Annotated in this window: 22 protein-coding genes; 4 read left to right on the top strand and 18 right to left on the bottom strand. The window is 44.5% G+C overall.

What is annotated here, in order from left to right:
• Positions 1-44: 44 nt before the first annotated feature.
• Both AB4Z50_RS05320 and AB4Z50_RS05315 read right to left on the bottom strand, forming a co-directional pair.
• On the bottom strand, positions 45-854 hold the full coding sequence (locus AB4Z50_RS05320) for a (2Fe-2S)-binding protein (RefSeq protein ID WP_441876577.1): 810 nt from the start codon (positions 852-854) through the stop codon (positions 45-47).
• A gap of 92 nt (positions 855-946) precedes the next feature.
• On the bottom strand, positions 947-1,831 hold the full coding sequence (locus AB4Z50_RS05315) for a fumarylacetoacetate hydrolase family protein (protein WP_441876574.1): 885 nt from the start codon (positions 1,829-1,831) through the stop codon (positions 947-949).
• Positions 1,832-1,994: 163 nt separating this feature from the next.
• On the opposite strand from AB4Z50_RS05315, the gene AB4Z50_RS05310 reads away from it, so the two are divergent.
• A complete protein-coding gene (locus tag AB4Z50_RS05310) occupies positions 1,995-2,798 on the top strand; it encodes a polysaccharide deacetylase family protein (protein ID WP_441876571.1) in 804 nt (267 codons plus the stop codon).
• Between the two features lie 63 nt (positions 2,799-2,861).
• On the opposite strand, the gene AB4Z50_RS05305 is transcribed toward AB4Z50_RS05310, so the two are convergent.
• The 9 genes from AB4Z50_RS05305 to yicI form a co-directional block, all read right to left on the bottom strand.
• Positions 2,862-3,500, bottom strand: coding sequence for a 3D domain-containing protein (locus AB4Z50_RS05305; RefSeq protein WP_441876568.1), 639 nt, complete (start codon positions 3,498-3,500; stop codon positions 2,862-2,864).
• Positions 3,501-3,619: 119 nt separating this feature from the next.
• Positions 3,620-4,492: a CAP domain-containing protein gene (locus tag AB4Z50_RS05300; protein ID WP_441876565.1), complete on the bottom strand. Its 873-nt coding sequence runs from the start codon at positions 4,490-4,492 to the stop codon at positions 3,620-3,622.
• Positions 4,493-4,722: 230 nt separating this feature from the next.
• The gene (locus tag AB4Z50_RS05295; RefSeq protein ID WP_339204501.1) at positions 4,723-5,409 is read right to left on the bottom strand and encodes a peptidoglycan recognition protein family protein; all 687 of its coding nucleotides are present in this window, start codon (positions 5,407-5,409) and stop codon (positions 4,723-4,725) included.
• 138 nt (positions 5,410-5,547) lie between these two features.
• Complete coding sequence (locus AB4Z50_RS05290; protein ID WP_441876562.1) at positions 5,548-6,387, bottom strand: DUF4097 family beta strand repeat-containing protein; 840 nt, start codon at positions 6,385-6,387, stop codon at positions 5,548-5,550.
• A complete protein-coding gene (locus AB4Z50_RS05285; protein ID WP_441876559.1) occupies positions 6,384-6,941 on the bottom strand; it encodes an HAAS signaling domain-containing protein in 558 nt (185 codons plus the stop codon). The genes AB4Z50_RS05290 and AB4Z50_RS05285 overlap by 4 nt, the downstream gene beginning before the upstream one ends.
• Positions 6,938-7,258: a PadR family transcriptional regulator gene (locus AB4Z50_RS05280; RefSeq protein ID WP_076267484.1), complete on the bottom strand. Its 321-nt coding sequence runs from the start codon at positions 7,256-7,258 to the stop codon at positions 6,938-6,940. Before AB4Z50_RS05280 ends, AB4Z50_RS05285 begins: the two co-directional genes overlap by 4 nt.
• Positions 7,259-7,478: 220 nt before the next feature.
• On the bottom strand, positions 7,479-8,498 hold the full coding sequence (locus AB4Z50_RS05275) for a Gfo/Idh/MocA family protein (RefSeq protein ID WP_076267483.1): 1,020 nt from the start codon (positions 8,496-8,498) through the stop codon (positions 7,479-7,481).
• Positions 8,499-8,532: 34 nt separating this feature from the next.
• A complete protein-coding gene (locus AB4Z50_RS05270; RefSeq protein WP_339204504.1) occupies positions 8,533-9,303 on the bottom strand; it encodes a sugar phosphate isomerase/epimerase family protein in 771 nt (256 codons plus the stop codon).
• Between the two features lie 205 nt (positions 9,304-9,508).
• Positions 9,509-11,830: an alpha-xylosidase gene (yicI, locus tag AB4Z50_RS05265; RefSeq protein ID WP_441876550.1), complete on the bottom strand. Its 2,322-nt coding sequence runs from the start codon at positions 11,828-11,830 to the stop codon at positions 9,509-9,511.
• Between the two features lie 171 nt (positions 11,831-12,001).
• On the opposite strand from yicI, the gene AB4Z50_RS05260 reads away from it, so the two are divergent.
• The 3 genes from AB4Z50_RS05260 (at position 12,002) to AB4Z50_RS05250 (ending at position 14,361) form a co-directional block, all read left to right on the top strand.
• Entirely contained in the window at positions 12,002-12,913 is a 912-nt protein-coding gene (locus tag AB4Z50_RS05260; RefSeq protein WP_441876547.1) for an AraC family transcriptional regulator, read from the top strand.
• A gap of 140 nt (positions 12,914-13,053) precedes the next feature.
• Positions 13,054-13,281, top strand: coding sequence for a hypothetical protein (locus AB4Z50_RS05255; protein WP_053372108.1), 228 nt, complete (start codon positions 13,054-13,056; stop codon positions 13,279-13,281).
• A gap of 180 nt (positions 13,282-13,461) precedes the next feature.
• Positions 13,462-14,361, top strand: a complete 900-nt coding sequence (locus tag AB4Z50_RS05250; RefSeq protein WP_339204507.1) for an ArsR/SmtB family transcription factor — start codon at positions 13,462-13,464, stop codon at positions 14,359-14,361.
• 10 nt (positions 14,362-14,371) lie between these two features.
• Here the strand turns inward: AB4Z50_RS05250 and AB4Z50_RS05245 are convergent, their stop codons facing one another.
• The 7 genes from AB4Z50_RS05245 to AB4Z50_RS05215 form a co-directional block, all read right to left on the bottom strand.
• Positions 14,372-15,997 (bottom strand): response regulator, encoded by a 1,626-nt coding sequence (locus AB4Z50_RS05245; RefSeq protein ID WP_441876542.1) that lies wholly within the window; start codon positions 15,995-15,997, stop codon positions 14,372-14,374.
• Entirely contained in the window at positions 15,990-17,813 is a 1,824-nt protein-coding gene (locus tag AB4Z50_RS05240; RefSeq protein WP_441876539.1) for a cache domain-containing sensor histidine kinase, read from the bottom strand. Before AB4Z50_RS05240 ends, AB4Z50_RS05245 begins: the two co-directional genes overlap by 8 nt.
• Before the next feature lie 10 nt (positions 17,814-17,823).
• Positions 17,824-19,128, bottom strand: a complete 1,305-nt coding sequence (locus AB4Z50_RS05235) for an ABC transporter substrate-binding protein (RefSeq protein WP_441876536.1) — start codon at positions 19,126-19,128, stop codon at positions 17,824-17,826.
• A gap of 30 nt (positions 19,129-19,158) precedes the next feature.
• A complete protein-coding gene (locus AB4Z50_RS05230) occupies positions 19,159-20,910 on the bottom strand; it encodes a family 43 glycosylhydrolase (RefSeq protein ID WP_441876533.1) in 1,752 nt (583 codons plus the stop codon).
• A gap of 84 nt (positions 20,911-20,994) precedes the next feature.
• Positions 20,995-21,828: a carbohydrate ABC transporter permease gene (locus AB4Z50_RS05225; RefSeq protein ID WP_076267474.1), complete on the bottom strand. Its 834-nt coding sequence runs from the start codon at positions 21,826-21,828 to the stop codon at positions 20,995-20,997.
• Positions 21,829-22,725, bottom strand: coding sequence for a carbohydrate ABC transporter permease (locus tag AB4Z50_RS05220; protein WP_441876529.1), 897 nt, complete (start codon positions 22,723-22,725; stop codon positions 21,829-21,831).
• A 106-nt stretch (positions 22,726-22,831) separates the two neighbouring features.
• On the bottom strand, positions 22,832-24,118 hold the full coding sequence (locus AB4Z50_RS05215; RefSeq protein WP_441876526.1) for an ABC transporter substrate-binding protein: 1,287 nt from the start codon (positions 24,116-24,118) through the stop codon (positions 22,832-22,834).
• Between the last annotated feature and the right edge of the window lie 587 nt (positions 24,119-24,705).

Here is a 24,705-nt window from a genome sequence, read left to right as displayed (position 1 = left end):
CATAATCTTTCCATTCAAAATGGATGATTATGGTCTTTCTTATTTTACGCCTGCTGCTTGCAGCGATATTCTTCACGCTGTTCTGCACGAACACTTTCTTTTACCCTTGGGCAAGTATAACAATAATAGCCGCCATCAACTAAGTAATACAAGCAGCATGCTGCTTTCAGCCGAACCTGCTTATCTTTGTCTCCCAATGACTCTGTCATACGGAATTTCACATCAAGCGGATTTTTGCTTCTGCCGAAAACATCGCCATCAAGCGATTTGACCATATTGGAATAGGTCACAATGCTTTGCTTTGCCTGTTCATCTACTTCGGCACTCAGCATTCTGTCATACCCATATTCAAGCGAGGTAGGAAGCTGGCTCCAAAGCATGCCTACTTTCAACGTTCCTACCTTTGCAATCATGTCAAATACAGGACGTATCGTATGCTTAAAAAAAGAGCTGATTTTATCCTTAATCCACATGTCTTGTTCATCTAAAGGTAGTGGAGCCGCTACAAATTCAGAGTTATGTAAGTAAAAGCTGACAGCAATATATTCATGATTGTTATATTCAGCCTTGTATATTTGAACCGTTAAATTGTTAAGTGATAAATCCGGCGCTTGTTTCAAAACAGACAACGTATAAAGCAAGCCCAGCATAGGCCCGCGAAACCAACCTGCCATGTACACTTCCCCTACGGAAGGATCCATGCCTTTTACTAGCGGTGTATAGAAAGCTAATAATTGCTTCAATTTGTTCTCATCCAACAGATCTATTGCAGGGCAGGTAAACAGAAGATTTTCTCGTTTATTTACCGTTAAATCATAGCTGTCCTCCAACATCGCAAACAACGCTTCATTCATTGATGTTCTCGTCCTTCCATAACATGAATGTACAATAATAAACGATACGATTTATTATACAACGGACGAAAATGATTATCAATTGCATTTCGTTATCTCATTGTGACAGTTAACTCACCAAGCTGCTCGATTTCCACGGTTACCACATCACCTGATTTTAAATAAACCCTTTGATCTCTCGGGTATCCGATTACTACCCCTTCCGGAGTCCCTGTTAATATGATATCGCCAGGTACGAGTGTCATATGCTTAGAAATATAACTAATGATAGATCGGCAAGAAAAAATCATATCTTCCGTATTCGAATGCTGCTTTTGAACACCGTTTACGCGGCAAGAAATAGTGAGCTTATCCGGATCATTTACTACATCTGCCGTTACGATATAAGGACCAATTGGTGCAAATCCGTCGCAGCTTTTGCCAAGCATCCACTGGGATGTACGCCGCTGCAGGTTCCTCGCTGACAAATCGTTAGCGCAGCTATAGCCAAAAACATAATCAAGCGCATCCGCTTCTTCGATGTTTTTTGCCGTTTTTCCTATAATGATCGCAAGCTCAGCTTCATAATCCACTTCGTTGCTCGTAAGCGGCAGCTCCACCTCATCACCATGTGCACTCAGGGCATTGGCAAATTTATTAAACAAAATAGGGGAGGTCGGAATTTCAGCTTTCGTCTCCTCTGCATGCTTGCGGTAATTTAAACCGACGCAAATCATTTTTTGCGGGTTCGAAACGACCGGTGCGTAAGCGAAATTTGTGTCCTCAAGCACATACATGTGGTTGTTAGTTGCAACGACAGCCTCAATAACCGCTTGAAGTTCCGCTAATGCTGTTTTACCGCCTCTTATAACTTCTTCTATAGAAAGCGGAGCTGGAATATCCAGAGCTTGAGAGGCCATTTTAATATCAATAATTCCTAAGTCAACCTGTACGCCGAGTCTTAGTTGATCGGATTGCTTAAACTGCAATAACTTCATAAAAGATAACCTCCCTGCCATGAATTGGTGAACTATGTTTAGTTTAAGCCTCTCTTTTTTTAAAGTAAAGCGCATGAAAGTATGCAGCATGGGTAAAATAGCGGCACGGCTTGTTTACAATCAATCATAGGGACTGATGCAAATGTGGAAAACACCACATAAAATGGGGAAGACTGTGGCGGGCATTGCTTTAATTGGTTGTATGCTGCTTAACCTATCAACCGATTCCTATGCTTTAGCTGCCGATAAGCAGCAAATAGCTCAGTTCAAACCTGCAAAAGAATCAAAAAAACGAAAAACGGCTGTCGTGTCTTGGGATAAGCTTCATAGGCAATTTCCCAATGCCTTTCTCCTTAATGGGCCTCGTAATAAGAAAAGAGTCGCGCTAACGTTTGATGATGTTCCCGATTCCAGATATACACCAGCTATTTTGGATATATTAGCGGAGCATGATGTTTGCGCTACTTTTTTTATTGTAGGGAACCGTGCTGCCAAATACCCTGCATTAGTAAAGCGGATACATAACGAAGGGCATGTCATTGGAAATCACTCTTATGACCATGCCATTTTTTCAAAGCTTACTTTAACGAAGTATCAGAAGCAAATTTGGAGAACGGACACCATAATTAAAAATATAGTTGGATATTCCCCTCATTTTATACGACCGCCATACGGTGAACTGCTGCCTCAGCAAGTAAGATGGAGCAAGCAGGCTGGTTTTGCTATCGTCAACTGGGATGTGGATTCCATAGATTGGAAAAACAATCCTAGCAGCGCATTGGTGCTGCAAAATATAAAAAGAACACTTCAACCTGGATCGATTATTTTACAGCACGCAGGCGGAGGAGTCGGACAAAATTTATCCGGCACGGTTGCTGCACTTCCGAAACTCATCCAATTGCTGGAAAGCAAAGGGTATGAGCTCGTTACATTGCCTGAACTCGTCGGACAATCCGCAGCCCGTTGAGTTTTCTGTACAAAAAAAAGGCAATCCCTCATGAAGAGTGGATTGCCTTTTACATCTATATTTTTATTCAAGAACGAATACTTTCACGTTTTGGATACCAAAAGACATGGCTTGGCTTGTTGAGCCTGGTACAAAAATATCAACGCGATTGCCTTTAATCGAACCGCCAATATCTGTTGCTGTTGCAATCATTCCGCCTTGCGGCAAACCATTATAGGAATACCCTGTCACATAAAGCTTTGTGCCAAGAGGTATCATTTTCGGATCTACGGCAATCGTACCAACCTGGAGCTTGTCTCCAAAGTAGTCGACTGCTCCCCACTTGCCATTCTCAGATGCTGCTGCTGTATAAGCCGTAGCTTGTACGAGAAGCGCTTTCGAGTAAGCGTATTCTTTACCATTCATGGCTTTAACTGTTTTTGAGGAGTCGTCAGCTGCTGAATTCATCGTTGCCGGTTTCTTCTCTACAGAAGCTTCTGTGGAAGGTATAGTAAGCTTTAAACCTTTATATAGGTTAAGCGGTTCGATTTTTGGATTAGCCTCCATTAGTGTATCCAAAGGTACACTGTACTGCTTGGATAGCTTCCAGAATGTATCATTGTCATTCGCTGTATGTGTTTTCGAAGCTGCACTTACTGTTCCTGCTGCCATCATAACCGATAATCCTACTACTGCTGCTGCTAATGTACGTTTTTTAAACATGGGGTAAATCCTCCTGTGCGTTCCCGAAGTTTCACAACTTCGATCACGTGATTATAAATCTTGTTAAGGGCGGTTGTCCGCCCTTAACGTATTGCTGTTATCTAAGGTTTATGGAAAGACTAGCCGATAAACATTTGAACCCATTCGCCGTTTACATAACCAACGCCGATTTTTGTAAAGTTGCCGCTAAGAATGTTTGCTTTGTGACCTGGGCTGTTCATCCAAGCAGTCATAACATCTTGTGGTGTTTTTTGACCAGAAGCAATGTTCTCACCAGCATAAGAATAAGTCACTCCGAAAGAGCGCATCATATCAAATGGAGATCCGTATGTCGGCGATGTGTGGCTGAAGTAGTTGTTAACGTCCATATCTCTTGCTTTCTCTGACGCTACTTTCGTAAGAAGCGTATCGCTCTTCAAAGCGGACAAGCCAACTTTAGCACGTTCCTTGTTAACTAAGTCGACAACTTGTGATTGATAAGCACTCAAATTGGAAGCCCCTGTGTCGGTACCTGTTCCAGGTTTTGTTTCAGTTCCTGTACCAGTTCCAGTGCCAGTTCCAGTGCCAGTTCCAGTGCCTGTTCCCGGTTTTGTTACTGTTCCTGTGCCTGTTCCCGGCTTAGTTACTGTTCCAGTACCTGTTCCTGGCTTAGTTACTGTTCCAGTGCCTGTTCCTGGCTTAGTTACTGTTCCAGTACCTGTTCCCGGATTAGTTACTGTTCCAGTACCTGTTCCTGGTTTTGTTACTGTTCCTGTGTTACCGCCTGTCGTAGGCCATTGAATGAAGCTGCCATTCAAGAGCTTGCTAATATCTATTCCATATTTATCACCGATCTGTTTGATCGTATCTTGGCTAATGAGGCATGGTTGTTGAATCGTGGAGAAAGTTTTCACAGCCGGTGCTGCACCTGCCGTTGGAGCCGTAAAACCTGCGCCGATCACCGTTGCTGCGATTATGCCAGCGACACCTACACGTATTGGTTGCATCTTCATGAATGAATCCTCCTAATAAGATAAGTTTTTGTAAAAAAGCGTCTGACGACTGAAGCTTTTTCAGCTGCGCATTCGTTTTGTTTGCGCATCGTTCTTCCTGACGCCACTTATCTTACCATGGGGTTTTTGGTGTTTCATGACACAAAAACTGGTAATCACGTGAAAATAGCTAGCAAAACAGCACCATTACTGCTTTATGAGAATATGCTCATCACCGTTTTTTGCTGCTTTTAGAGCTGTCCGCTAGCTTTTCGAAGCTCATTTGCGAGCCGATGAATTTCATCCTTCTCCGCTTTTGTGGTTGCTGCAAACCATGCTGGAGAGAGCCAAGTCGAAATAATTTTGTTAGCATCTGCTGCGTTCATATCAACATCCCTCCAGTCGCGAACAAGCTCTAAGAAAGCCGCTTTGTTAACTGAACTTCCTGGACATGTTTTCGCTGGATTCATTTCGCGATGAAATAAAATTTGACTGTCTGGCAGCTTCCACATGGCAGCAATTTGACTTGTCAGCTTAACGGCTGAAGCAAGCTGAGCACCTTCCAGCTTCTCCGCTCCAACATCAAAATTACCGATCATCTCGAACATAAACGGATGTATGCGGTCTGGATCAGGGTCGTTGTAGCCAACAGCAGAGGCCGGCGCCTCCAGAAGAGAACGCCCCTCCCATATATAGCCGTCAGGGTCGATCGTTGCGTGCTGGGCGATATCACCCCAATTTTGTGTAATCGCATGAAACCGCCACATCCCTTGAATGATTTTCATTTTATCCGCAGCTCTGCGATAATCCACAATAGTCGGCTTCCATGTTCCATGCACATGAATCTGCGAAAACTTCACTTTTGATACGAATGGTTTCAAATACTCAACATACTCCGCAAAAGTAAACCTTTGAAAATATTTGCGCTCTACGACCATTTCGCAACGCATCCTCTCGATAAACAATTGCTATATTTTATGCGATACATGAATGAATCGAGACGGCAAACACATAAAAAAAGCAAGCCATGGATATATTCCACGACTTGCTTCTTGTTTTTATAAATCAATTTTTGCTTATCGAGTGCCGAGTTTGATGTTTCCCGTCTCCGACTCCATGCTTATTTTGATATCACCGCTGCCGATTACACCTTCAATATTATTTTCTGTTTCCTTGTTAACCGAGAAACCWTCCCAATCCACCTTGCTGTTTCCGGTATCCTTCTTGATACGAATAGAAGCCGAAGCAGGCTGTTTATCTGCATTAACGACGATATTCCCGGTATCCGTCTTAATTGTAAGATCGCTGCGCAATTCATCTGTTTCAACTCGTACATTTCCCGTCTCAGATTCCGCTTTTAGGATGCCTTTTCCGTCCGCAATAGTAATGTTTCCAGTATCTGTTTTTAATTCAAGCTCCTGAGCCGTGTAATTCGTTAATTTTATATTGCCGGTTTCTGATTTTAATTTCATTTTGTCAGCTTCCATCTGATTCACTACAATGTTTCCTGTATCGGTTTCGATATCAACTGAGCTCCATAGCTTAGCAGGCACCTCAATCGTCAGCTTCAAGTTAACGATAGAAATACCGAATGTAAAACGATCCTTCGTATTTGCCTCAATATTAAGCGTATCCCCTTTAGGAGCTGCCGTTAGGATGACGTCTCCAGCAAGTTTTTCACTTACATCTCCTTCAAGTCTCACTTTAATATCATCTGCTGTGCCGGGAACGAAAGTGATATTAAACGTATCCGTCTCCGCATGGATCGAGCGAATGGACGATGCATCAATCGTTTTTTCCTGCAAAAAAGGTTCGCCCTGAAATTTCGTTACAAGTTCATCTTTATCGAATACAAAAAACGCGCAAAGTACTCCTATACCAAGCAAAATTAAAGCGAATGCGGCTAGTTTTTTCATTTGTTATTCCCCTTTACAATTCTTGTGTTGAATTTCAAATATTTTAAGGTCATCTTATAGAAGGAAGTTGTAAGTGCCTTTAAGCCGATGATGAGTAAAATCGTAATTGAGCTTGTAATCAAGCCTATCGTCAATGCCTGTGGCATAGTAAATGTGCCGTTCCATAAGCTCTCTACCATGATTCCGATACCGCCTACGCCTATTCCCAAAGCTGACGCCCATAAAGCAACAATGACCGACGCCAGAGCCAGATAGGGGCCTAGAACGAATATAACATTGAATAAACCAAGGCTTGCTGTTGCAAATACAGCCTTAGAGAGCTTTCCGAAGCCCTTGTTCGTCTCTGCCTGATTAACTCGGTATCCAAGCAGCATCTCGTTCGCAATCATTCTTGGATCTCCCAGCTCGCTTGCTGCTTGCTCCTCGGTTTGACCATTCTCTACCGCTTGCTGAAAATGAAGATAATAATCGTACAGCCATTCCTTCCGCTGCGGCTCTGGAATGACTTTGAGCATGCTCTCAAGCTCCAACATATATCGATCTCTTGTCGTCATGGTCTTAAACCTTCCTCTACAATTTCATTTACGGATTGCGTGAAACTTTCCCATTCTGCAATTAATTTGCGCATATGACTCCAGCCCTCTGCTGTTAATTGATAATATTTCCGAGGCGGGCCTTCAGTTGATTCCTTCAAATAGGTTGAGAAATAGCCGTCCTGTGTCAATCTGCTTAGTAATGGATAGACGCTTCCGACTGCAACTTCAAACTTTTCGGAAATTTTAACAGCCAGCTCATAGCCGTATCGATCTCCCCTTGTCGCAAGCACAAGAACGCATATTTCAAGCACGCCCTTTTTAAATTGAATGTTCATTTCGTGTCCTCCATCATTGAAGTTCTAATTCTTCGGTACTGTATGTGGAAAGATACTAAGCATAACTTACTATTAATCAATACAGTATAGCACTGTACAGCAATTCCTTCTTTTGTATAATTTACCACATGCTATTCTACAATGCAAGATAGTGTGCAAAAAAGAATACCTCCAACCTCACGGCTTGCGCACGTCGGTTGAAGGCATTCCTGTACATTACTTAGTTTACGCTAATGAATTTGCCTGTTGCTTGTGACTCAAATGCACACAAGATAACTTTCAAAGAAGCACGGCCATCTTCACCGCTTACAGCAGGTGTTGTGTTCGTAAGAATGCTTTCCAAGAAAGCATTGACTACGCCGCTTGTCTCTTGCTTATCGTTAGTCGAGATTGCGCCTACTTTATGCTTCTCAACTGTGCCGTTGCGCAGCTCCACGATTACTTGATCGTCAGGATGCGTACCGATTTTCATAACGCCGTTCTCGCACCACAAAATAGTGCTGTTGTCCTCACCCTTATAGTAAGTCCAGCTTGCTACAAGCGTGCCGATTGCACCGCTCTTCATACGAAGCAAACATGATGCGTTATCATCAACATCGGTATCTTTATCAAGCGTGCCAACAAATCCAGCTACTTCTGAAACTTCGTCGTCAAGCATCCAGCGAATAAGATCGGATTTATGAACGCCAAGATCGCCCATTGCGCCCATAATAGCTTCTGGCTTACGGAAGAACCAGCTTTCTGCGCCATCGATGCTCCAGCCATCTGGACCAGGGTGACCAAACGATGTGCGGAATGTAAGTACTTTGCCTAGAATGCCGGACTGCAATACTTGCTTCGCTTTAACATGCGGCGGCATGAAGCGTTGGTTATGACCAACCATCAAGTGAACGCCGTTTTTCTTAGCTGCTTCAATCATCGCTTCCGCTTCTTCATCTGTTACAGCCATTGGTTTCTCAACAAGAACATGAGCGCCCGCATTAGCTGCAGTAATTGACATTGAAGCATGCAATGCATTTGGCGTACATACGCTTACTGCATCAGGTTTGATTTCTGCAAGCATCGTTTCGAAATCAGCAAACGCTTTGCCGCCATGCAAATTCGCATAGTGTTCTGCGCGCTCGATAATTGGATCTACGAATGCAACAAGCTCAACATTCTCATGAGCTGCATATTCCGGGATATGACGGTATTTCGAAATCGATCCACAACCTATAACTGCTACACGTACTTTAGACATGAATATTTTCCCCTATCTATTATTAATTAGATTATTATTTGTTCAAAAAATTAGTTTTCAACCATTCCATGCTTTCTGCAACAGCTTCAATCGGAGGATTCGCACAAGTGTCCTGCTCAACAATAATCCATTCTACAGATGCTTTCGAGGCAGCATCAATAATAGGAAGAAGCGGCAAATCGCCACGGCCAAGCTCTACTGTATCGATTTGTTGACCCTTCTCACCAGCGCGGAAGTCCTTCAAATGAAGAAGTGGCAGACGTCCTGCATATTTTGCAATGTAAGCAAGCGGATCTACACCGGAGTATTGTACCCAGCCGATATCCATTTCAACTTGTAGATATTGCGGATCAATCCGCTCATACAAAGCGTCAAATACGATTTGGCCGTCGATTTCAACTTCAAATTCAAATTCATGGTTGTGGTAAGCAAAAGAAATGCCTGCTTCACGGAAACGCTTACCATACTCTTCAAATTTCACGAGATGTCCGCGCCATGCTTCTGTATCACGAGCATCTACCGGCAACCAAGGACATATAGCATATTTAGCTCCAATGGTTTGAAGATAAGCAATTTCCTCATCAAGATTGCCTTCAAGCAGATGCAAGCCGACGTGGCTGCCGATTGCTTTCAAATTCAATTCTTGAAGCAGGTCGCGCATGTCTTCAGCTTTGATATCACCGTAACCTGCAAATTCTACGCCCTCATAACCCATTGCTGCAACCTTGCGAAGCGTGCCTTCAAAATCTTGTGCGGTAGCGTCTCTTAACGTGTACAATTGCAAACCAATATTCATTCGTGACATGTGAGCTGCACTCCCTTATATTTATTATTTGATGTATTTGATTTTGTTTTCTGATCTTTATTATATCGACAGTCCTATGCGAAAACCAGTTGTATTATTAGTCTTTTCTTATGCGATTTTGGTCAATGCTCGTACAATGGCACTATAAAAGGGGCAGCTTCGGCCTAGCCTGCATACGGCTGGGACGAAGCTGCCTCTTATTTGTTTAGATATGAATCGTAAACGCCAGCTGCTTCGAGCCTGCGGCAATGTGCAGAACTGTATCCTTCACATCAGCTTTTACCCCTTCAACTGAACGAATTGGACCTAGCCCCTTCAGTTCCAACGAGAATGCTTTGCCGCTGCCCTCTAATTGAACAGTGATCGCTTCGCCTTGGCGTGTTGCCGAGATCGTCAATTCTGTATCGCCTTTGGTATTGGGCACAGCCGTTGCAGCTGTTTTTCCGTCTTCCAGATTATGAAGCTCAAACTGGACGCCATCCGCATAATCATAATCTGGTTTAACCTCATTCGCTCCAAGCGCAATAATGGAATTAGGACGAACGAATAGTGGAAGGCTAAAGAAGTCATATTTCTCTTTGCGCCATGAGCCGCCTTCTACAATTTCTCCGGATAACAAATGCGTCCATTTTCCAGCTGGCAAATAATAAGTTACATGGCCCTGCTCGTTGAAAATAGGAGCTACCAGTATAGAGTCGCCCAACATGTATTGGCGGTCCAGCATTTCGCTGGTCGGATCTTCAGGGAACTCAAGCACCATGGCACGCATCGAAGGCAAGCCCTGCTCAGTTGCTTGAACAGCTGTATTAAATAAGTAAGGCATGATCCGGCATTTCAGCTTCGTGAAGAAGCGAGTAACATCTACCGCTTCCGTATCGTATGCCCAAGGCACTCTATACGATTTGCTTCCATGCAGGCGGCTATGGCTGGACAGTAAACCAAAAGCTAACCAACGCTTGAATACATGCTCTGGCGCAGTATTCTCAAATCCGCCAATATCGTGGCTCCAGAAGCCAAAGCCCGACATCCCAAGCGACAAGCCGCCGCGCAAGCTCTCTGCCATGGACTCATAGTCCGCATAACAGTCGCCGCCCCAATGTACGGGGAATTTCTGGCCGCCTGCCGTAGCTGAACGGGCAAACAAAGCAGCTTCGTTTCGGCCAAGCTTCTCTTCAAGCACTTCAAATACGACTTTGTTATAAAGCTGAGTATAGTAATTGTGCATTTTCATCGGATCGGAGCCGTCAAAATAAGCGACATCGGTCGGAATACGCTCACCGAAGTCGGTTTTAAAGCTGTCCACACCCATATCGACAAGATCACGCAGATAACTTGCGTACCACTCGCATGCTGCTGGGTTTGTGAAATCAACGAGCGCCATGCCTGGCTGCCACAAATCCCATTGCCATACATCGCCGTTTGGCTTTTTCACCAAATAGCCATTTTGTTTGCCTTCCTCGAACAAGCGCGAGCGCTGAGCAATGTAAGGATTGATCCACACGCAAATTTTAAGCCCTTTTTCTTTGAGCCGCGACAGCATGCCGACAGGGTCTGGAAATACCCGCTCATCCCATTTGAAATCGGTCCAATGAAACTCACGCATCCAGAAACAGTCGAAGTGGAACACATGCAATGGAAGACCACGTTCTGCCATGCCATCGACGAATGAATTAACTGTTGCTTCATCATAGTTAGTCGTAAATGAAGTGGTAAGCCATAATCCAAATGTCCATGCCGGCGGCAGCGCTGGCTTGCCAGTCAAATCTGTATATTTATGAAGAACATCCTTCATGCTCGGACCATCGATAATGAAATATTCGAGTGATTCTCCTGACACACTGAATTGCACTTTTTTCACTTTTTCCGAAGCGATCTCGAATGATACCAGCTCTGGATGATTGACGAATACACCATATCCCTTATTGGTCATGTAGAAAGGAATATTTTTGTACGATTGCTCCGAGCTTGTGCCCCCGTCTTTGTTCCAGAGATCGACTACTTGTCCGTTTCTTACGAAAGGCGTGAAGCGCTCGCCAAGGCCATATACCCACTCGCCAACACCAACATCCAATTCTTCGCGCATAAACGTATTGCCGTTGTCTTCTTTAATATAGGCCATCGATTTTTGCGTACTTCCCGTAATCCGCTCACCCGCGCGATAGAAATCCACCGCCCATACGTCTCCTTTATGGATATGAACGCTGAGGCTGCCGCTTGTTAGAACAGCCCGCTCATCGTTTTCTTCGATTACAACATGGTCGCCAGTTTGCGAGGACAACTCGAATACTGGGCCACGCTCCCGAACACCTGCATGATGCACAAGCTTAACGCCAATAATTCCTGGCAACGGAGAATGAAAATGGACCGTTAATAACATCGTATCCAGCATATTAGAGCGATTATAGATAGGTTGTGGTGAAGCATAAGCTGTTAGCTTGCCATCCTTTTGCTCGAAATCATGGACTTGTACAGCCCCTAATACTTTGTATTCATCACGAATGAGCCAGTTGCCGTCTGTAAATTTCATCGACTGAACCAACCTTCCTGTTTAGTTTTATTTGCAATCCTATATAATTGCATTATACTGATAATTAATCGAATAATTCTAACAGAATACTGCTCATCTATAGCACTATTTTGACGATATGCCTCTATGGAATGGCAACTAACTCGCAACAAGCACAGGAGGCCTCTCAAAATGGATCAAACAACTAGGCACGCCTTAAAAGAAGACCGGCTGCATGGCGATAATATGTTCCCGCTTGCCGCCTACTGGATTGAACATGAAGAGGCTGGCGTCCCCGTTCTGGATTGTCATTGGCATGCTGAAGCAGAGTTTTTTTATGTGCTTGAAGGTGATGTGCTGTTCCAGGTTGATACCGATTATTTCATTGTAAAAGCAGGAGAAGCTGTTTTTATAGATGGTGGCGACATTCATGCTGGTCATGCACAAGGTGATACTGCCTGTTCTTTTTGCGCCATCGTGTTCGACACTCATTTGCTCGCCAGTGCCAGCTATGATGCCGTACAGGAACGATTTATTTCACCGCTTCAAGACAAGAAAAAGACGTTTCCTAGACATATTCAGCCAAAAACAGAATGGGAACTCGCGCTGCTTCAGCATTTGCAATGCATTATGAACGTTTGTCAAAGTCAGAAGCCTGGTCATGAGACCGCGGTGAAGGGTCACTTTTATTTAATGCTTCATGAAATTGCCGCGCAAAGCAAATTTTGCAACAGAAGTGAAACAAGCAATGCCGACTCTACAAAAATTGACAGACTAAAGACCGCTATTGTTTATATGCAAAATCATTTCCAGCGCCCTATACGGATCGCAGAGATTGCTGATCAAATTCCGATGAGCGAAGGTCAGTTTTGCCGCTTCTTCAAGACGATGACCAGACAAACGCCAATTGAGTATTTGAATGCTTATCGAATTAGACAAGCAACGGAGCTGCTTCTGAAGCCAGAGCTCAAAATAGCAGCTGTAGCGCTTGATGTCGGATTCGATCATATTAGTTATTTCGTCAAAGTTTTTCGCAAAATGATGAAATGCACGCCTTCCCAGTTCCGCAAAAAACAGCTTGAATCGTCAGATCGTCGTCCATAATAAGAAAAAACGTGTATGATTTGGTCATTTACTCAAAAGTTACAGCTTTGTAACCAAATACTCACCGAATTTTAAGAATTATTTAATAATTGTACGTTACACTATAAAAAAAAATCCTTCGCGGGATGGAGGTCCATACTATGAAAACGATGCTGATGTTCCAAAATAAAACGATACCTGTCTATTTAACAGATACAAATAAGCAAGCCATTGAGAAATTGACCGCAGTACTTAATCGTAAACTGACAACAGGCAAAAACGCACTTAAAACATGTATCAAATCGCTAATTAGCGTAGAAATTGTAGGCAGTGAGGCAACGCTTCATTCTTATTTCGAACGTGACACTCTAACCATTTCCCTATATTAATCTAGACTTCCCATATACCGAAATACGAAGAGGGTGATCCTTTTGGTCTATACAGACCATTAGGACACCCTCTTCTTTTGTTTACAACGTTCAAACGCTTTAATTAGTAAACATTTGAGTTGTGTAATTAACTTTCGAATTATATAATGTTAGCAAACATAACGGAATGAGGATCAATCGATGAACATAGAGGTTAACAGCCGCAATATCAAATTTCTTGAATGCTTTGCATCGGACACAAGAGTGAAGATCATTGAATTATTAAATATTAAACCAATGAACATTAAAGAAATAGCTGAAGCGCTAGGCATTTCGTCAGCCATTGTGACTAAACATATTCAGAAGCTAGAAGAAGCATCCATTATTACGACAGAAAGTGTGCCCAGCACGAGAGGCCGCCAAAAGGTGTGCCATCTCACACTCGATTCTGCTACGCTGCAATTTCGTGTGAAGGAGCAAACCATTCAAAATAGGTATGCCGTATCCATTCCAATTGGTCAATATTCCTCTTATGAAGTAAAGCCTACTTGCGGACTGACATCGGACACCAAAATTATCGGCATGGTGGATGACCCGCGCTACTTCTCCGATCCTGAACATGTGAAGGCATGCCACCTGTGGTTCGGAAGCGGCTATATTGAATATCGTATTCCTAATTATTTAGTAGGAAAACAATCAGCAAAAAGCATTTCCATATCGCTTGAAATATGCTCGGAAGCACCGCACTACAACGAGAACTGGCCTTCCGATCTTTCCTTTTATATTAATGACATCTTGCTCGGCGTATGGACTTGTCCAGGAGACTTCGGTGCAGTAAAGGGTGTGTATACGCCTAGCTGGTGGGATTTGGGGACTCAGCATGGCTTGCTGAAACAAATAACCATCGACTCAGGAGGCTCCTTCATCGATGGCATTCGGATGTCTGATCGGACGATAACGGATCTTGATGTTGGCTTTGGCGACGACATCAGATTCCGCATATGTGCGCCGGAGACTGCAACCCACAGCGGAGGGTTAAGTATGTTCGGCAAACAATTCGGAAATTATGATCAGGACATTCAAGTTTACGTCGCCTACTAGCAGCTAGTAGCTAGTTCTGCATAACATTCGGTTTGATATGGATATCTTCACGGTATTCCTTTGGCGACATACCGGTTTCATTGCGAAACACACGGTTAAAATGGCGGATATTCGTGAAGCCCGTATGTTCAGCTATCGTCGCAATTTTATTATCGGTTTGAACCATTTGCCGCTTTGCTTCAAAGATTCGAATCTCAGTAAGCCGCTCAACGAAGGATTTCCCGGTTTGCTTCTTGAACAAGGTGCTGAAATAAGCTGCATTTAAATAGACGGAATCAGCTACCTCTTTAAGCGTCAGCGCCTTGGAATAATGCTGTTCAATATATCGAATCGATTTTTCAATTGGATCATGCTCAGGCTGCACCGTACTCTCAGCGATACATACGGCTAAACGAACGAGCAGCTGTGAGCATGCATCCATAAGCTCTTCCCTGGAAGAGATCGAGCAAATATCAAATAGAACGGTTTTCATATCCTTCATGCCCAGCCACTGCTTCGTTAGCCGCAGCCGCCCTGCTGCCTCATAATAATGAATGAGCAGCTTGCATAGCTGCTGATGCACGGTTTCCGGCGTTTTGGCATCAAGGCAAAGCTCACTTACGAAAGCATGGGCTGCCGCCGCGACCTGTTCCAGCTTCCCCTCATTTATGGCCAGATCCAGCTTCTCCCACGACCATGTTTTCAGCTCGCCTTTGAAACGGTCATCCGTGCCTAAATCACTGTAGACCAACACTTTATCTCCGCCAACGATGAGCCTGTGAAGCAAAGCAATTTCCGCTTCGTTGTACGCATCGGATATCGATTTAAAGCCTTTTGCCACCTGGCCTATGCCGATCGTAACCGTCATATTTGACAAGCTTGTAATTTGTCTGCGAATCGTCTCGCCAATTTCCCGCACGGCAGCCATCGCTTGGTCGCTGTCCTCAATATTTAGCAGCGCCGCTACTTCTGTCTCCGACATGATGAAACAAAAGCCATTTGTTCTCCTGCTCAGCACTTCTTGCACGAGCTGTTGAATATATAATTGAAACAAAGAAGGATCAGCTTGATTATACCGCTCACTGCCGATTGAATTTTTGTCTAATTTCACAACCATGCATGTGAAGTAAGGTTGATGAAAGTCAATCCCAATGGTCCGAAGCAGCTCCAAATCCGCTTCATTTACGCTGCCCTTCAGAAGGCCGGTTAACAGATGTTCACTGACATGCTGCCTAATCCGGTGCTCATCACGATGGGGGTTGCTGACGGGAACCTCTTGGTTAAGCTGCACTTTCTCTTTAAGCATTTGAAGCACCTTATCCAGCTCTTCGCGCTCAATCGGCTTCATCATATAATCCTTCGCGCCTTGCCTCATCGATTGCTGAATATAGACAAAATCATCAAACCCGCTGATAACGACGCATAACACATGCGGAAAACGCTCCTTCATCATCTGCTGCAATTGAATGCCATCCATGCGAGGCATCCGAATATCCGTCAGAATAGCTTCTGGCTCAAGTTCCTCCACCAGCTGCAATGCTTCATAACCATCCCGCGCTTCACCAACGACCTCCCATTCCGGGTCGAGTTCTATTATCATTTTGCGCAAGCCTTTTCGAAATATCGATTCATCATCTACAATAACGATTCTAGGCATGAGCATCCCCTTTCATTTGATCAGGCTTCTCAAATACAGCAGGAAAAGTCATCGTTACTTTCAAGCCTTGATATGGCATGCTCTCCAGCGTTAATCCATACGATTCACCATAATGAAGAACAATTCTGCGATGGACATTTAATAATCCATTGCCGGAGCTGCCTCCTAAATCCTTCGAATGCTGCAGCCGACGGCGAATATCCGCGAGCTGCTCCTCCGTCATTCCAATGCCATCGTCTTCAATGACAATACGCAGCACGTTTTCTTCAATTTTGCAGGTTAATGTAATTTGTCCGCTGCCCACACCTTGATCGATGCCGTGATTAATGGCATTCTCGACAATCGGTTGAATAATTAAGGGAATGACCGTACAGGTTAAAGAAGCTTCGTCTCGGTCTAATCGAAAATCGATCCGATCCTCATAGCGCATTTTTTGAATCGTCATGTAGCCCAAGACATGTCCCAGCTCATCCTCAAGGTTGACATGCTCTTTCTGGCTGCTCAAGCTGTAACGCAGCAGCCTGCTTAAATTGTTCGTCATTTTGACAACCTCTTGATTGCCGTCGACTTCTGCATACATACTGATCGATCCAAGCGTATTATACAAAAAATGCGGATTGATTTTGCTTTGCAAAGCCGCAATCTGCGCATCCTTCTCACGAATCTCTGTCTCATAAAGCAAGTAACCAAGCTCGCTTAGCTTGGATACCATCGTATTGAACGCTTTGCCCAAATGGCCAACTTCATCCCATTGCTTGACGGGAAAGGATACGAGAAGATCGCCGCGTTCCACCTTGCGCATGAGCCTAATCAAACCCCGCAGCGGCTCTGTTATTCGAAACGCAAGGAATACCGACATAAGCATAGCAAGGCCCATACAGATGACACCAAACAGAATAATCGAATTCCGCATAATTAAACTGTCCTTCATCAGCTCCGACACCGGAACGACTCCAACTGTCGTCCAATTGGTGATCGATGACGTCACGTAAGAAACGAGCTGCCGCTCTCCGTTAAGTGCAGCATGTGTAACCCCTTCCGGCGCTTTATCCTTATAAAGGCCTCCCAAAGCCTCTTGCGGCATCGTTCGATTTTTACCGACAACGACTCCACCGTCTTGATCCATAATATATAAAGCTTCCTTCGTTCCGAGCGTAACCTGCGATATCATCTTATGAATGACCGTTGGATCTACATCAATAACGATATATCCAAGCTTTTTCCCGCTATCAAAGCTGCGCAGCTCCCTTGCAATTGAGAACACGGGGTATACCGTTCCGCTGGTAGACTGAATATTGTGGGTTGTAATAAAAATGGATTGTCCATTGCCGCCCTTCTCGTTTTGGAGCCACTGCGCATTCTCATCTAGTCGATACGTCGTGACATATTGGCTTTCTGGCAGTACAACATAGGATGCGCCGCTTTCCCCAAATAACGAGACGCCTACAATATCGATGCGGCCGTTCAGAAATACTTGGGAGACAAAGCTGTTTAATTGCTTAATCTCTTCCAGTGATAAAGCCTGACCCTGCTCTCGCTTGCTCTCTAGAAAAGCTGTAATTTGCTCATATTGATAGGGCATAAGCGTCAAACGATCTAATTCTGCCATATAAGTATCCTGATTTAGCGTCAGCTGCTTCATGGTCTGCAGTTGATAGTCGCCGACCTTCTGCTCAAGCGTCGAAGCAAACCGAGTGAAGGCGAAATACCCCATAACGCTGAGTGGAAGCACGATGAGTATGAAGTTTATGAGGATGAGCTTTCGTGCCAGCTCCTGATTTTTGAACCACCCAATCACCGCGAGTACCCGCTTCATAGCTATCTCCTTACTTCCTCAGCTCGATGTTCACCCTTTTCACGGCTGCTTGCAGCGTTTCCTCAGGCGTTTGCTCCGAATAATTCATTTTTTCAAATTCTTGAATTAAAATTTCAACGATCGACCATTGCCGGACATGACGCGGCCAATAAGCTACATAGTTTGCGGAGGCTGCATAAGAGCTTCTGTAATTCAAGCTGTTAAACGGTTCGCTGGCAACGACCTTTGTCATGCTTGGCACATGGCCCGCTTCCGCCCACATCGCACCGTTTTCTACACACCATTTAACAAAAGTAAGCGCCGCTCGCTTCTTCTCATCCGTCATCCCATGCTTGGTCGGTATGGCAATGGTGTGCGAATCCCCCCATACCGCAGCGCGGTCGAATAGCGCAGGCATTGGAATTACGCCAAAGTCCAAATTTTTTGCTTTCTCAAATGCACCCGTTCCCCACATCCCTGTAATTAGCACCGCAGCTTTTCCATCATAAAAAAGCTTGAATGCATCATTAATATCAGGCGGAATAAGCTCTTTCTTGTATAAATCATTCATATAGCTTAGCGCTTGCAGCGCCTGCGGATTGTTGAATACGGCAGCGCTTGCATCCTCATTATAGAAGCTGCCCCCGCCGTCTATTTGGTTATAAAGGCTCCACCAAAGCCATACGGAATCAATCCGAGTACTCGGCTGAGCCATCGGCGCAATGTCGGCTGGTATCGAAGACTTAAGCTTCTGCAGGAAAGCTTCAAATCCCGCAGCTCCTGCCCCTATTAATGGCTTATCCGCCTCATCAATTAGACCCGCTTTACGCAAAAAGGTTTTATTGTAAAACATAACAAGCGCATGCGTATCAAGCGGTACGGCGTAAGGGATTCCGTCATACATGGTAGAATCGAGAATATTGCGATTAAAGCCCGACCAGTCCAGCCCGATCTGCTTAGCAGGCTCTGTCAGATTCTCGATATAGCCGTTCTGAACGAACTGCGGCAAACTTGTCTGATGCAAAATCGCAAGCTCCGGCGCATTGCCAGACATTATCGCCGTTTTTAGCCTCGTGTAATAGTCATCCAATCGAGAGTTTACTTGCACAACGTTAATCGCCGGATTCTCTTCATTAAATCGTGTGACCATTTCCGTCATAAACTGATTGTCGCCGCCGCTAAACGGCGTCCAGTACTCAAGCCTTATAGCCTCAGGCTTCGTCTCTTCATTTTTCTGATTTGCTTCTTGCTCGGAGGCGCAGCTTGTCAAGGCAATGACCAGGAGACCGATTAGTGTATAGGAGACACACTGCGCGCTCCATTTTTTTATATTCATGTTTAGCGCCTCCGTTGCCTGAGTTGTTAGTTAGTTTCTATCGGATACAACATCGATATAATCGATTTCAAGCGGACCGGTCGCATTTCCAAATTGCAAAGCATTGTCATCCATTTTCAGCTTTACGCTTACGGTTATCTGCTGCACTGCATCTGACTCGCTTGCGGGAATGCTTATCTTTTGTACACGTCCGCCATTAACCTTCAGCTCCAGCATCTGCTTGCTTCCAGTCCCATTAGCTATACTTAAATGTAAGGCATATTTCCCATCCATCGGAATTCTAACATGATCAAATCGAATCGCGTCCTTATCCCCCTCTGCCAATTGAACAGAACGGCCATTCGATTTTGTCGAGCTTTCAATAAGCTCACTGTCTGATGAGAACTGCGCGTACTCCGCTTCAAAACGTGGAATTTCAATCGCCGAGATCAGATTAGCTGCCTGGTTTCCTATAAAAGAAAGGTTGTTTTGCCCTTCATTCAGCGCAATTGAAGCATATACATATCCCACTTCATTTGGCTTAGTAGGTGGAAGTATAATTTCTGCACCAACCGCATCATTCACATTGATCTGAATACGCTGCTCTGTTTCCGCATCGTTTGTGTAATGGACTAATAATGGGGCATCCGTATCAAGTGACGAGGATATCCCGCTGAAAACTAAGTTATCTTTATCAGCAGCTGCTGCATGCTCTGCGCGGATTAATCCTGTGCCCGCTGGTACTTCAATTGGTGAAGCAAGCGATAATGGAGAACCAAAGACAGGCAAACCATCCTTCTGCCATTCAATCCGCTGGGCACGCGCCTTCCGATTATTCCAGCCGTCCCCTTGACTGCTTGTTGCATGATAGACGATCCAATCCTCGGTTCCGTCTGGCGAGGCAACAAACGTATTGTGACCAGGACCGTAAACCTCAGCGTCTCCATCCATTTGCATAAGCGGCTGCTCAGCTTTTGTCCATTTCGCCGGATCAAGCGGATCTGCTCCCAGCTCTAGTGACAATAACCCAATGCTATAGAACGGTGTCCAGCTTCCTGCACCAGAATAGGCAATCCATACACGGCCGCCTTTTTTCAAAATCGCTTGGCCTTCATTAATGAACGGAGGTCCGCCTGCTCTCTCCCACTCCAAATCCGGCTCGCTAAGCAATACTCGCGGTCCGCTAATCGTGTATGGATTGCTCATTGGTGCAATGTACGTATTTTGTTGTACATTTAAATCGCCATCCCAGCCCGACCATACAAAATACAGCTGCCCCTCATGCTCAAGCGCGAGGCCGTCAATAGCCCATTTGTTTGTCGAATCCGTCACTTGACCTTTAAACGCATAGCTGCCCATCGGATCGCTGGTCTCCGCTTCGAGCGCATACATGCGATGGTTTTCATTTTCACCGTTATCTGCTGCAAAATAGATATAAAACTTTCCTTGAATATATTGAATTTCCGGTGCCCACAAATTTGCCGAAAACATCGTATCCACAGGCGGGTACCATACCACCTTCCGCTCTGCGTGATTGAAGTCGAGCGATCGCGATTTCATAATCATAATATCCGTTCCATTATGCGTAAACGTCATATAATAAAATCCATTGACGTAAATGATGCTTGGATCTGGTGTGTCCATAGATGCTAACGTATTTTTGAACGTTCCACCATGCCCATTATAAGCTCCCGCAGCCGTAGTGTCATGATTCATTTTATTCACGATCCAAGCCCCCAAAATAATAATAATTACCGCAATCATAGAAGCGATCAGAGTTATACGCTTACGTTTAAGTTTCATGCCATTCCCTCCGCTTACTCGCCAGCATGGACAGAAAGAGACCTTATCGGTCTCTTCTCCTTGCCATATCGGTGTAATCATTAATTATTTCACTGCCGATTGTGTAATAGCTCTTACAAAGGAACGCTGTCCAAGAATGAACACAATAACGACTGGCAGCGTTGCGACTGTCGTCATTGCCATAAGCTTGCCGTAGCTTTGGGTATAGCTTCCTGTTGCCATCATCGCTATTCCCGCCGTGATCGTGCGCATCTCTGGTGATGTTGTCGCATAAAGCGGCCATACAAAATCGTTATAGATCCCCATGAATGTGAAGATAGCTAATGTCACCATAATAGAAACGGCGGATGGCAATAAAATGCGAGCATAAATTTGCCACTTGTTCGCTCCGTCAATACGCGCCGCTTCTTCGATTTCCTTTGGAAAGGAAGCGAAAAACTGATAGAGCAAAAAGACGCCAAACGCCCCCGCAGTTGCCGGCAAAATCAGTGCGGGATACGTATTGATTAAATTGAGGGCATTAAATTCCAAATACATGGGCAGAAACGTCAGCACGCCAGGAATCATAAGTGAAGCGATAAATAAGGAAAGCATAATTCTGCGAAGCGGCAAATCGTTTAATCTCGCCAATGCGTAAGCCGCCATAGAATCGATAATGAGTACGAGAATGGTGCCAATGAGCCCAACCGACAAGGAGTTAACAATCCAGCGCGTAATGGGGACATTCATTAATTCACCGGTCAAGCCTTGTACGAAGTTATCGATCGTTGGTTTTATCGGAAAAAAGTTCATTTTCCCAGATAATGCTTCGAAATCATTTTTAAAAGATGTTGAAATCATCCAAACGAGCGGGAGGAGGAAAAATACCGCAATGATTATGGCAAGCACGATAAGCCATAACTTTTTTGTCTTTACCATTTAAACCTCTCCCTTTCTGCCGCTCGTCAGCTTGAACTGTACGATGGATATAATAATAATGAGCAGTGCCATAACGATCGCCATCGCTGAAGCTGAACCTACTTCTTTGCGTAAAAAGGCTTGATCCAGCACATTGATGAGCAGCACTTTCGTCGTATCGCCGGGTCCGCCGCGTGTCAATAAATAAGGCTGCGCATAAATATTAAAGGAAGCAATCGTCGATGTAATCATAATGAACAGCATAACCGGACGAATCGACGGTAGCGTTATTTTCGTAAATTTATTCCATGCATTTGCCCCATCTATCGAAGCAGCTTCATAGAAATCCTCTGGCACTTCATTCAGTGCATTTATAAAAATAATCATATTGAAGCCAATTGTCCACCAAAGCGTCGTCACAATAAGTGAGATCCACGCCCATGGCGTATCCGTTAGCCAAGGTATGCTGTTGATGCCAAGCTTCGCAAGCATACTATTAAGAAAACCGGCATTCGTATCGAACATCATCAGCCAAATGACCGCCATAACGGAAGCTGACAACGCGTACGGAAGAAAATAAAAGGTACGAAACAAACCGCGAATTTTGGCAGGAAGCGCATTAACAAGCATCGCTAATGACAACCCAACAATGATTAAGAGTGGAACGGAAAATATGACAAACTGAGCGGTTACCCACAACCCTCTAAAAAAAATATCGTTGAGATACGTGCCTGGCGTGAAAATTTTGATGTAGTTGGCAAGTCCAACAAATTCATGTTCCTTTGATAGCAGCTCGAAATTTTGAAGGCTGATATATACGCCGTACAGAATCGGGAACAGCAAAAAAATGCTGAATGCTGCTAAGTATGGCAGTACGAATAAAAAAGAAGTGAATCGTGACGCAAATGTCGTTTTCAATCGGAGTCCCCCTGACGCTTTCCATATTTTCTAGCACAAGCAATCGCAGCTTTAGAAGATGGGAACGGACTCTGCTATTCCCATCCTCCTCGCTGCTTACGAATATTTATTTTTTCATTGCTTGCTTCGATTTGGCCGCCGCATCATCAAGAGCCTTTTGTGCATCTTTTTTGCCAAGCAATGCATTGTTCAGCTCGCCCCAGATTGGCTCAGAGATCGTGCCCCAGTTCAATACATTTGGCGCAAATTGTACATAAGAAAATGCCGATGCTACATTGTTTTGGAACGTTAGCGCTTTAAACGCATCACTCTCAAGCATTGGTTTCGATGCCAGCGCTTGACCGGATTCCGCCCAGTCCATTGAATTTGTGGATACGTATTTCAAGAAATCGCCGATACCTGCTGTTTTGGCTGCATCCGTTACGCTTTTTGGAATAACGAAGCCATGGGAGCCTGCGAATACCGCTTGTTTCGCTTTACCGATTTGTGGAACAGGGGCAACGCCATAATTTAATCCTGCTTCATCAAATTGTGATTTCATCCACGGGCCGTTGAATTGGATCGCATTTTTTCCTTGCAGGAACAATGTGTTTTCGCCGTCCTGTTGAACATTCCCAGGCGAAACGCCGTTATCCACCATGCCGCGCAGCCATTGAACCATTTCAACCGCTTCCGGAGAGTTGTAGGCTACGTCCGTTCCGTTCCAAAGCTCGCCGCCATTTTGCCATACTAGTGTTGGGAAAATGAACTGCTGTGGCCATAAGGTTGGAACAACATAACCGTAAACGCCTTTCTCTTTGTCCGTCAGCTTCTGAACGGCATCATCAAACTCTGTACGGTTCGTTGGAGCTGCAGAAATGCCCGCTTTATCGAACAAATCTTTGTTGTAATACATCACAAGCGGATGGATATCAAGCGGAATGGAATACCACTTGCCATCGAGCGTCGAATACGTCGTTGCTGCATCTGCAAAGTCCGCTTTATTGATGCCTGCGCCCGCTGCAATCTCATCGATCGGCTGCAATTGATCTTTGCTAGCGTAGGTTGGTACTTGATCAACGTGCATAATCATCATGTCCGGGCTTTCTTTGCCTGTGCTTAGCGCTACGTCCAATTGCTTGTAATATTCGCCGTTTGGCTGAATAACGAAATTCACTTTATATTGATCTTGCGAGCCGTTATATTTGTCTACGATTTTTTTCATGAACGGGCCATCCGAACCAGAGAATGGTGACCAGAACAAAATTTCTGTCTTTTTGCCGCTGCCGGAGCTTTTACCGCCGTCTGCTGGCTTCTCTCCGCCATCCTTGTTGCCGCTGCAGCCAGCTGCAACCAGCGCAATGATCGTGACCATTAGAAGCAGCATTGAAAACTTATTGCGTGCTTTACTCATTTTTTTGTCCCCCTAAAAATGATATTGGATAGACTTGGTGTCTTCCGTGGTTTCATCATAAGCGGAGGGGCAAAGCAAACATATGCCGCATTTATAGATGATATGGACATATTTTTGGATAGCTGCAGTTACCGAATGTGTGTACACAGCAAAAAAAGGCCAACCAGTAAGCTCTGGTTGACCTAATAATATGGCGAGACTTAGGAAGAACGATGATGTCCTCTCCTTATTATACTTATAGCTTACGAACCTACTAAGCCTTATTTAAAGCATTCTAAATGGATTAACATTCTAATGAACTCCAGAATCGTTATTTCGAAGAAAGCAGCTCATGATACCCTGTAAATCATAATATAGCGTTACTACGGTTCGTTAAAATGAAAGAAAAGCAATTTTCTGCAGCATAAGCATAATACAGTTCGTTAGAGAAACCAGCGAGTAGACTAGTTTTGAGATCGCCTACTTCTCATGTGCATAGGTTGGTGAAACGACTAAATTAGCATTAACGCTGCAGGTGCTTCGCTCTTGGAGGGTGCATTAGTTGCTGCATTGCTATTTGTGTTATTCGAACCGCCGCAGGCCGATAC

This window comes from Paenibacillus sp. 2TAB26 (assembly GCF_052115145.1).
Taxonomy (GTDB): Bacteria; Bacillota; Bacilli; order Paenibacillales; family Paenibacillaceae; genus Pristimantibacillus.
Note: the sequence above shows the minus strand (reverse complement) of the source record. Positions and strands in the feature narration are given on the sequence as shown.

What these genes read in the sequence shown, in the direction of transcription:
- AB4Z50_RS05320 (WP_441876577.1), bottom strand. Translation starts at nt 854, where the DNA reads ATGAATGAAGCGTTGTTTGCGATGTTGGAGGACAGCTATGATTTAACG.
- AB4Z50_RS05315 (WP_441876574.1), bottom strand. Translation starts at nt 1,831, where the DNA reads ATGAAGTTATTGCAGTTTAAGCAATCCGATCAACTAAGACTCGGCGTA.
- AB4Z50_RS05310 (WP_441876571.1), top strand. Translation starts at nt 1,995, where the DNA reads ATGGGGAAGACTGTGGCGGGCATTGCTTTAATTGGTTGTATGCTGCTT.
- AB4Z50_RS05305 (WP_441876568.1), bottom strand. Translation starts at nt 3,500, where the DNA reads ATGTTTAAAAAACGTACATTAGCAGCAGCAGTAGTAGGATTATCGGTT.
- AB4Z50_RS05300 (WP_441876565.1), bottom strand. Translation starts at nt 4,492, where the DNA reads ATGAAGATGCAACCAATACGTGTAGGTGTCGCTGGCATAATCGCAGCA.
- AB4Z50_RS05295 (WP_339204501.1), bottom strand. Translation starts at nt 5,409, where the DNA reads ATGGTCGTAGAGCGCAAATATTTTCAAAGGTTTACTTTTGCGGAGTAT.
- AB4Z50_RS05285 (WP_441876559.1), bottom strand. Translation starts at nt 6,941, where the DNA reads ATGACGACAAGAGATCGATATATGTTGGAGCTTGAGAGCATGCTCAAA.
- AB4Z50_RS05280 (WP_076267484.1), bottom strand. Translation starts at nt 7,258, where the DNA reads ATGAACATTCAATTTAAAAAGGGCGTGCTTGAAATATGCGTTCTTGTG.
- AB4Z50_RS05275 (WP_076267483.1), bottom strand. Translation starts at nt 8,498, where the DNA reads ATGTCTAAAGTACGTGTAGCAGTTATAGGTTGTGGATCGATTTCGAAA.
- AB4Z50_RS05270 (WP_339204504.1), bottom strand. Translation starts at nt 9,303, where the DNA reads ATGTCACGAATGAATATTGGTTTGCAATTGTACACGTTAAGAGACGCT.
- yicI (WP_441876550.1), bottom strand. Translation starts at nt 11,830, where the DNA reads ATGAAATTTACAGACGGCAACTGGCTCATTCGTGATGAATACAAAGTA.
- AB4Z50_RS05260 (WP_441876547.1), top strand. Translation starts at nt 12,002, where the DNA reads ATGGATCAAACAACTAGGCACGCCTTAAAAGAAGACCGGCTGCATGGC.
- AB4Z50_RS05255 (WP_053372108.1), top strand. Translation starts at nt 13,054, where the DNA reads ATGAAAACGATGCTGATGTTCCAAAATAAAACGATACCTGTCTATTTA.
- AB4Z50_RS05250 (WP_339204507.1), top strand. Translation starts at nt 13,462, where the DNA reads ATGAACATAGAGGTTAACAGCCGCAATATCAAATTTCTTGAATGCTTT.
- AB4Z50_RS05245 (WP_441876542.1), bottom strand. Translation starts at nt 15,997, where the DNA reads ATGCCTAGAATCGTTATTGTAGATGATGAATCGATATTTCGAAAAGGC.
- AB4Z50_RS05240 (WP_441876539.1), bottom strand. Translation starts at nt 17,813, where the DNA reads ATGAAGCGGGTACTCGCGGTGATTGGGTGGTTCAAAAATCAGGAGCTG.
- AB4Z50_RS05235 (WP_441876536.1), bottom strand. Translation starts at nt 19,128, where the DNA reads ATGAATATAAAAAAATGGAGCGCGCAGTGTGTCTCCTATACACTAATC.
- AB4Z50_RS05230 (WP_441876533.1), bottom strand. Translation starts at nt 20,910, where the DNA reads ATGAAACTTAAACGTAAGCGTATAACTCTGATCGCTTCTATGATTGCG.
- AB4Z50_RS05225 (WP_076267474.1), bottom strand. Translation starts at nt 21,828, where the DNA reads ATGGTAAAGACAAAAAAGTTATGGCTTATCGTGCTTGCCATAATCATT.
- AB4Z50_RS05215 (WP_441876526.1), bottom strand. Translation starts at nt 24,118, where the DNA reads ATGAGTAAAGCACGCAATAAGTTTTCAATGCTGCTTCTAATGGTCACG.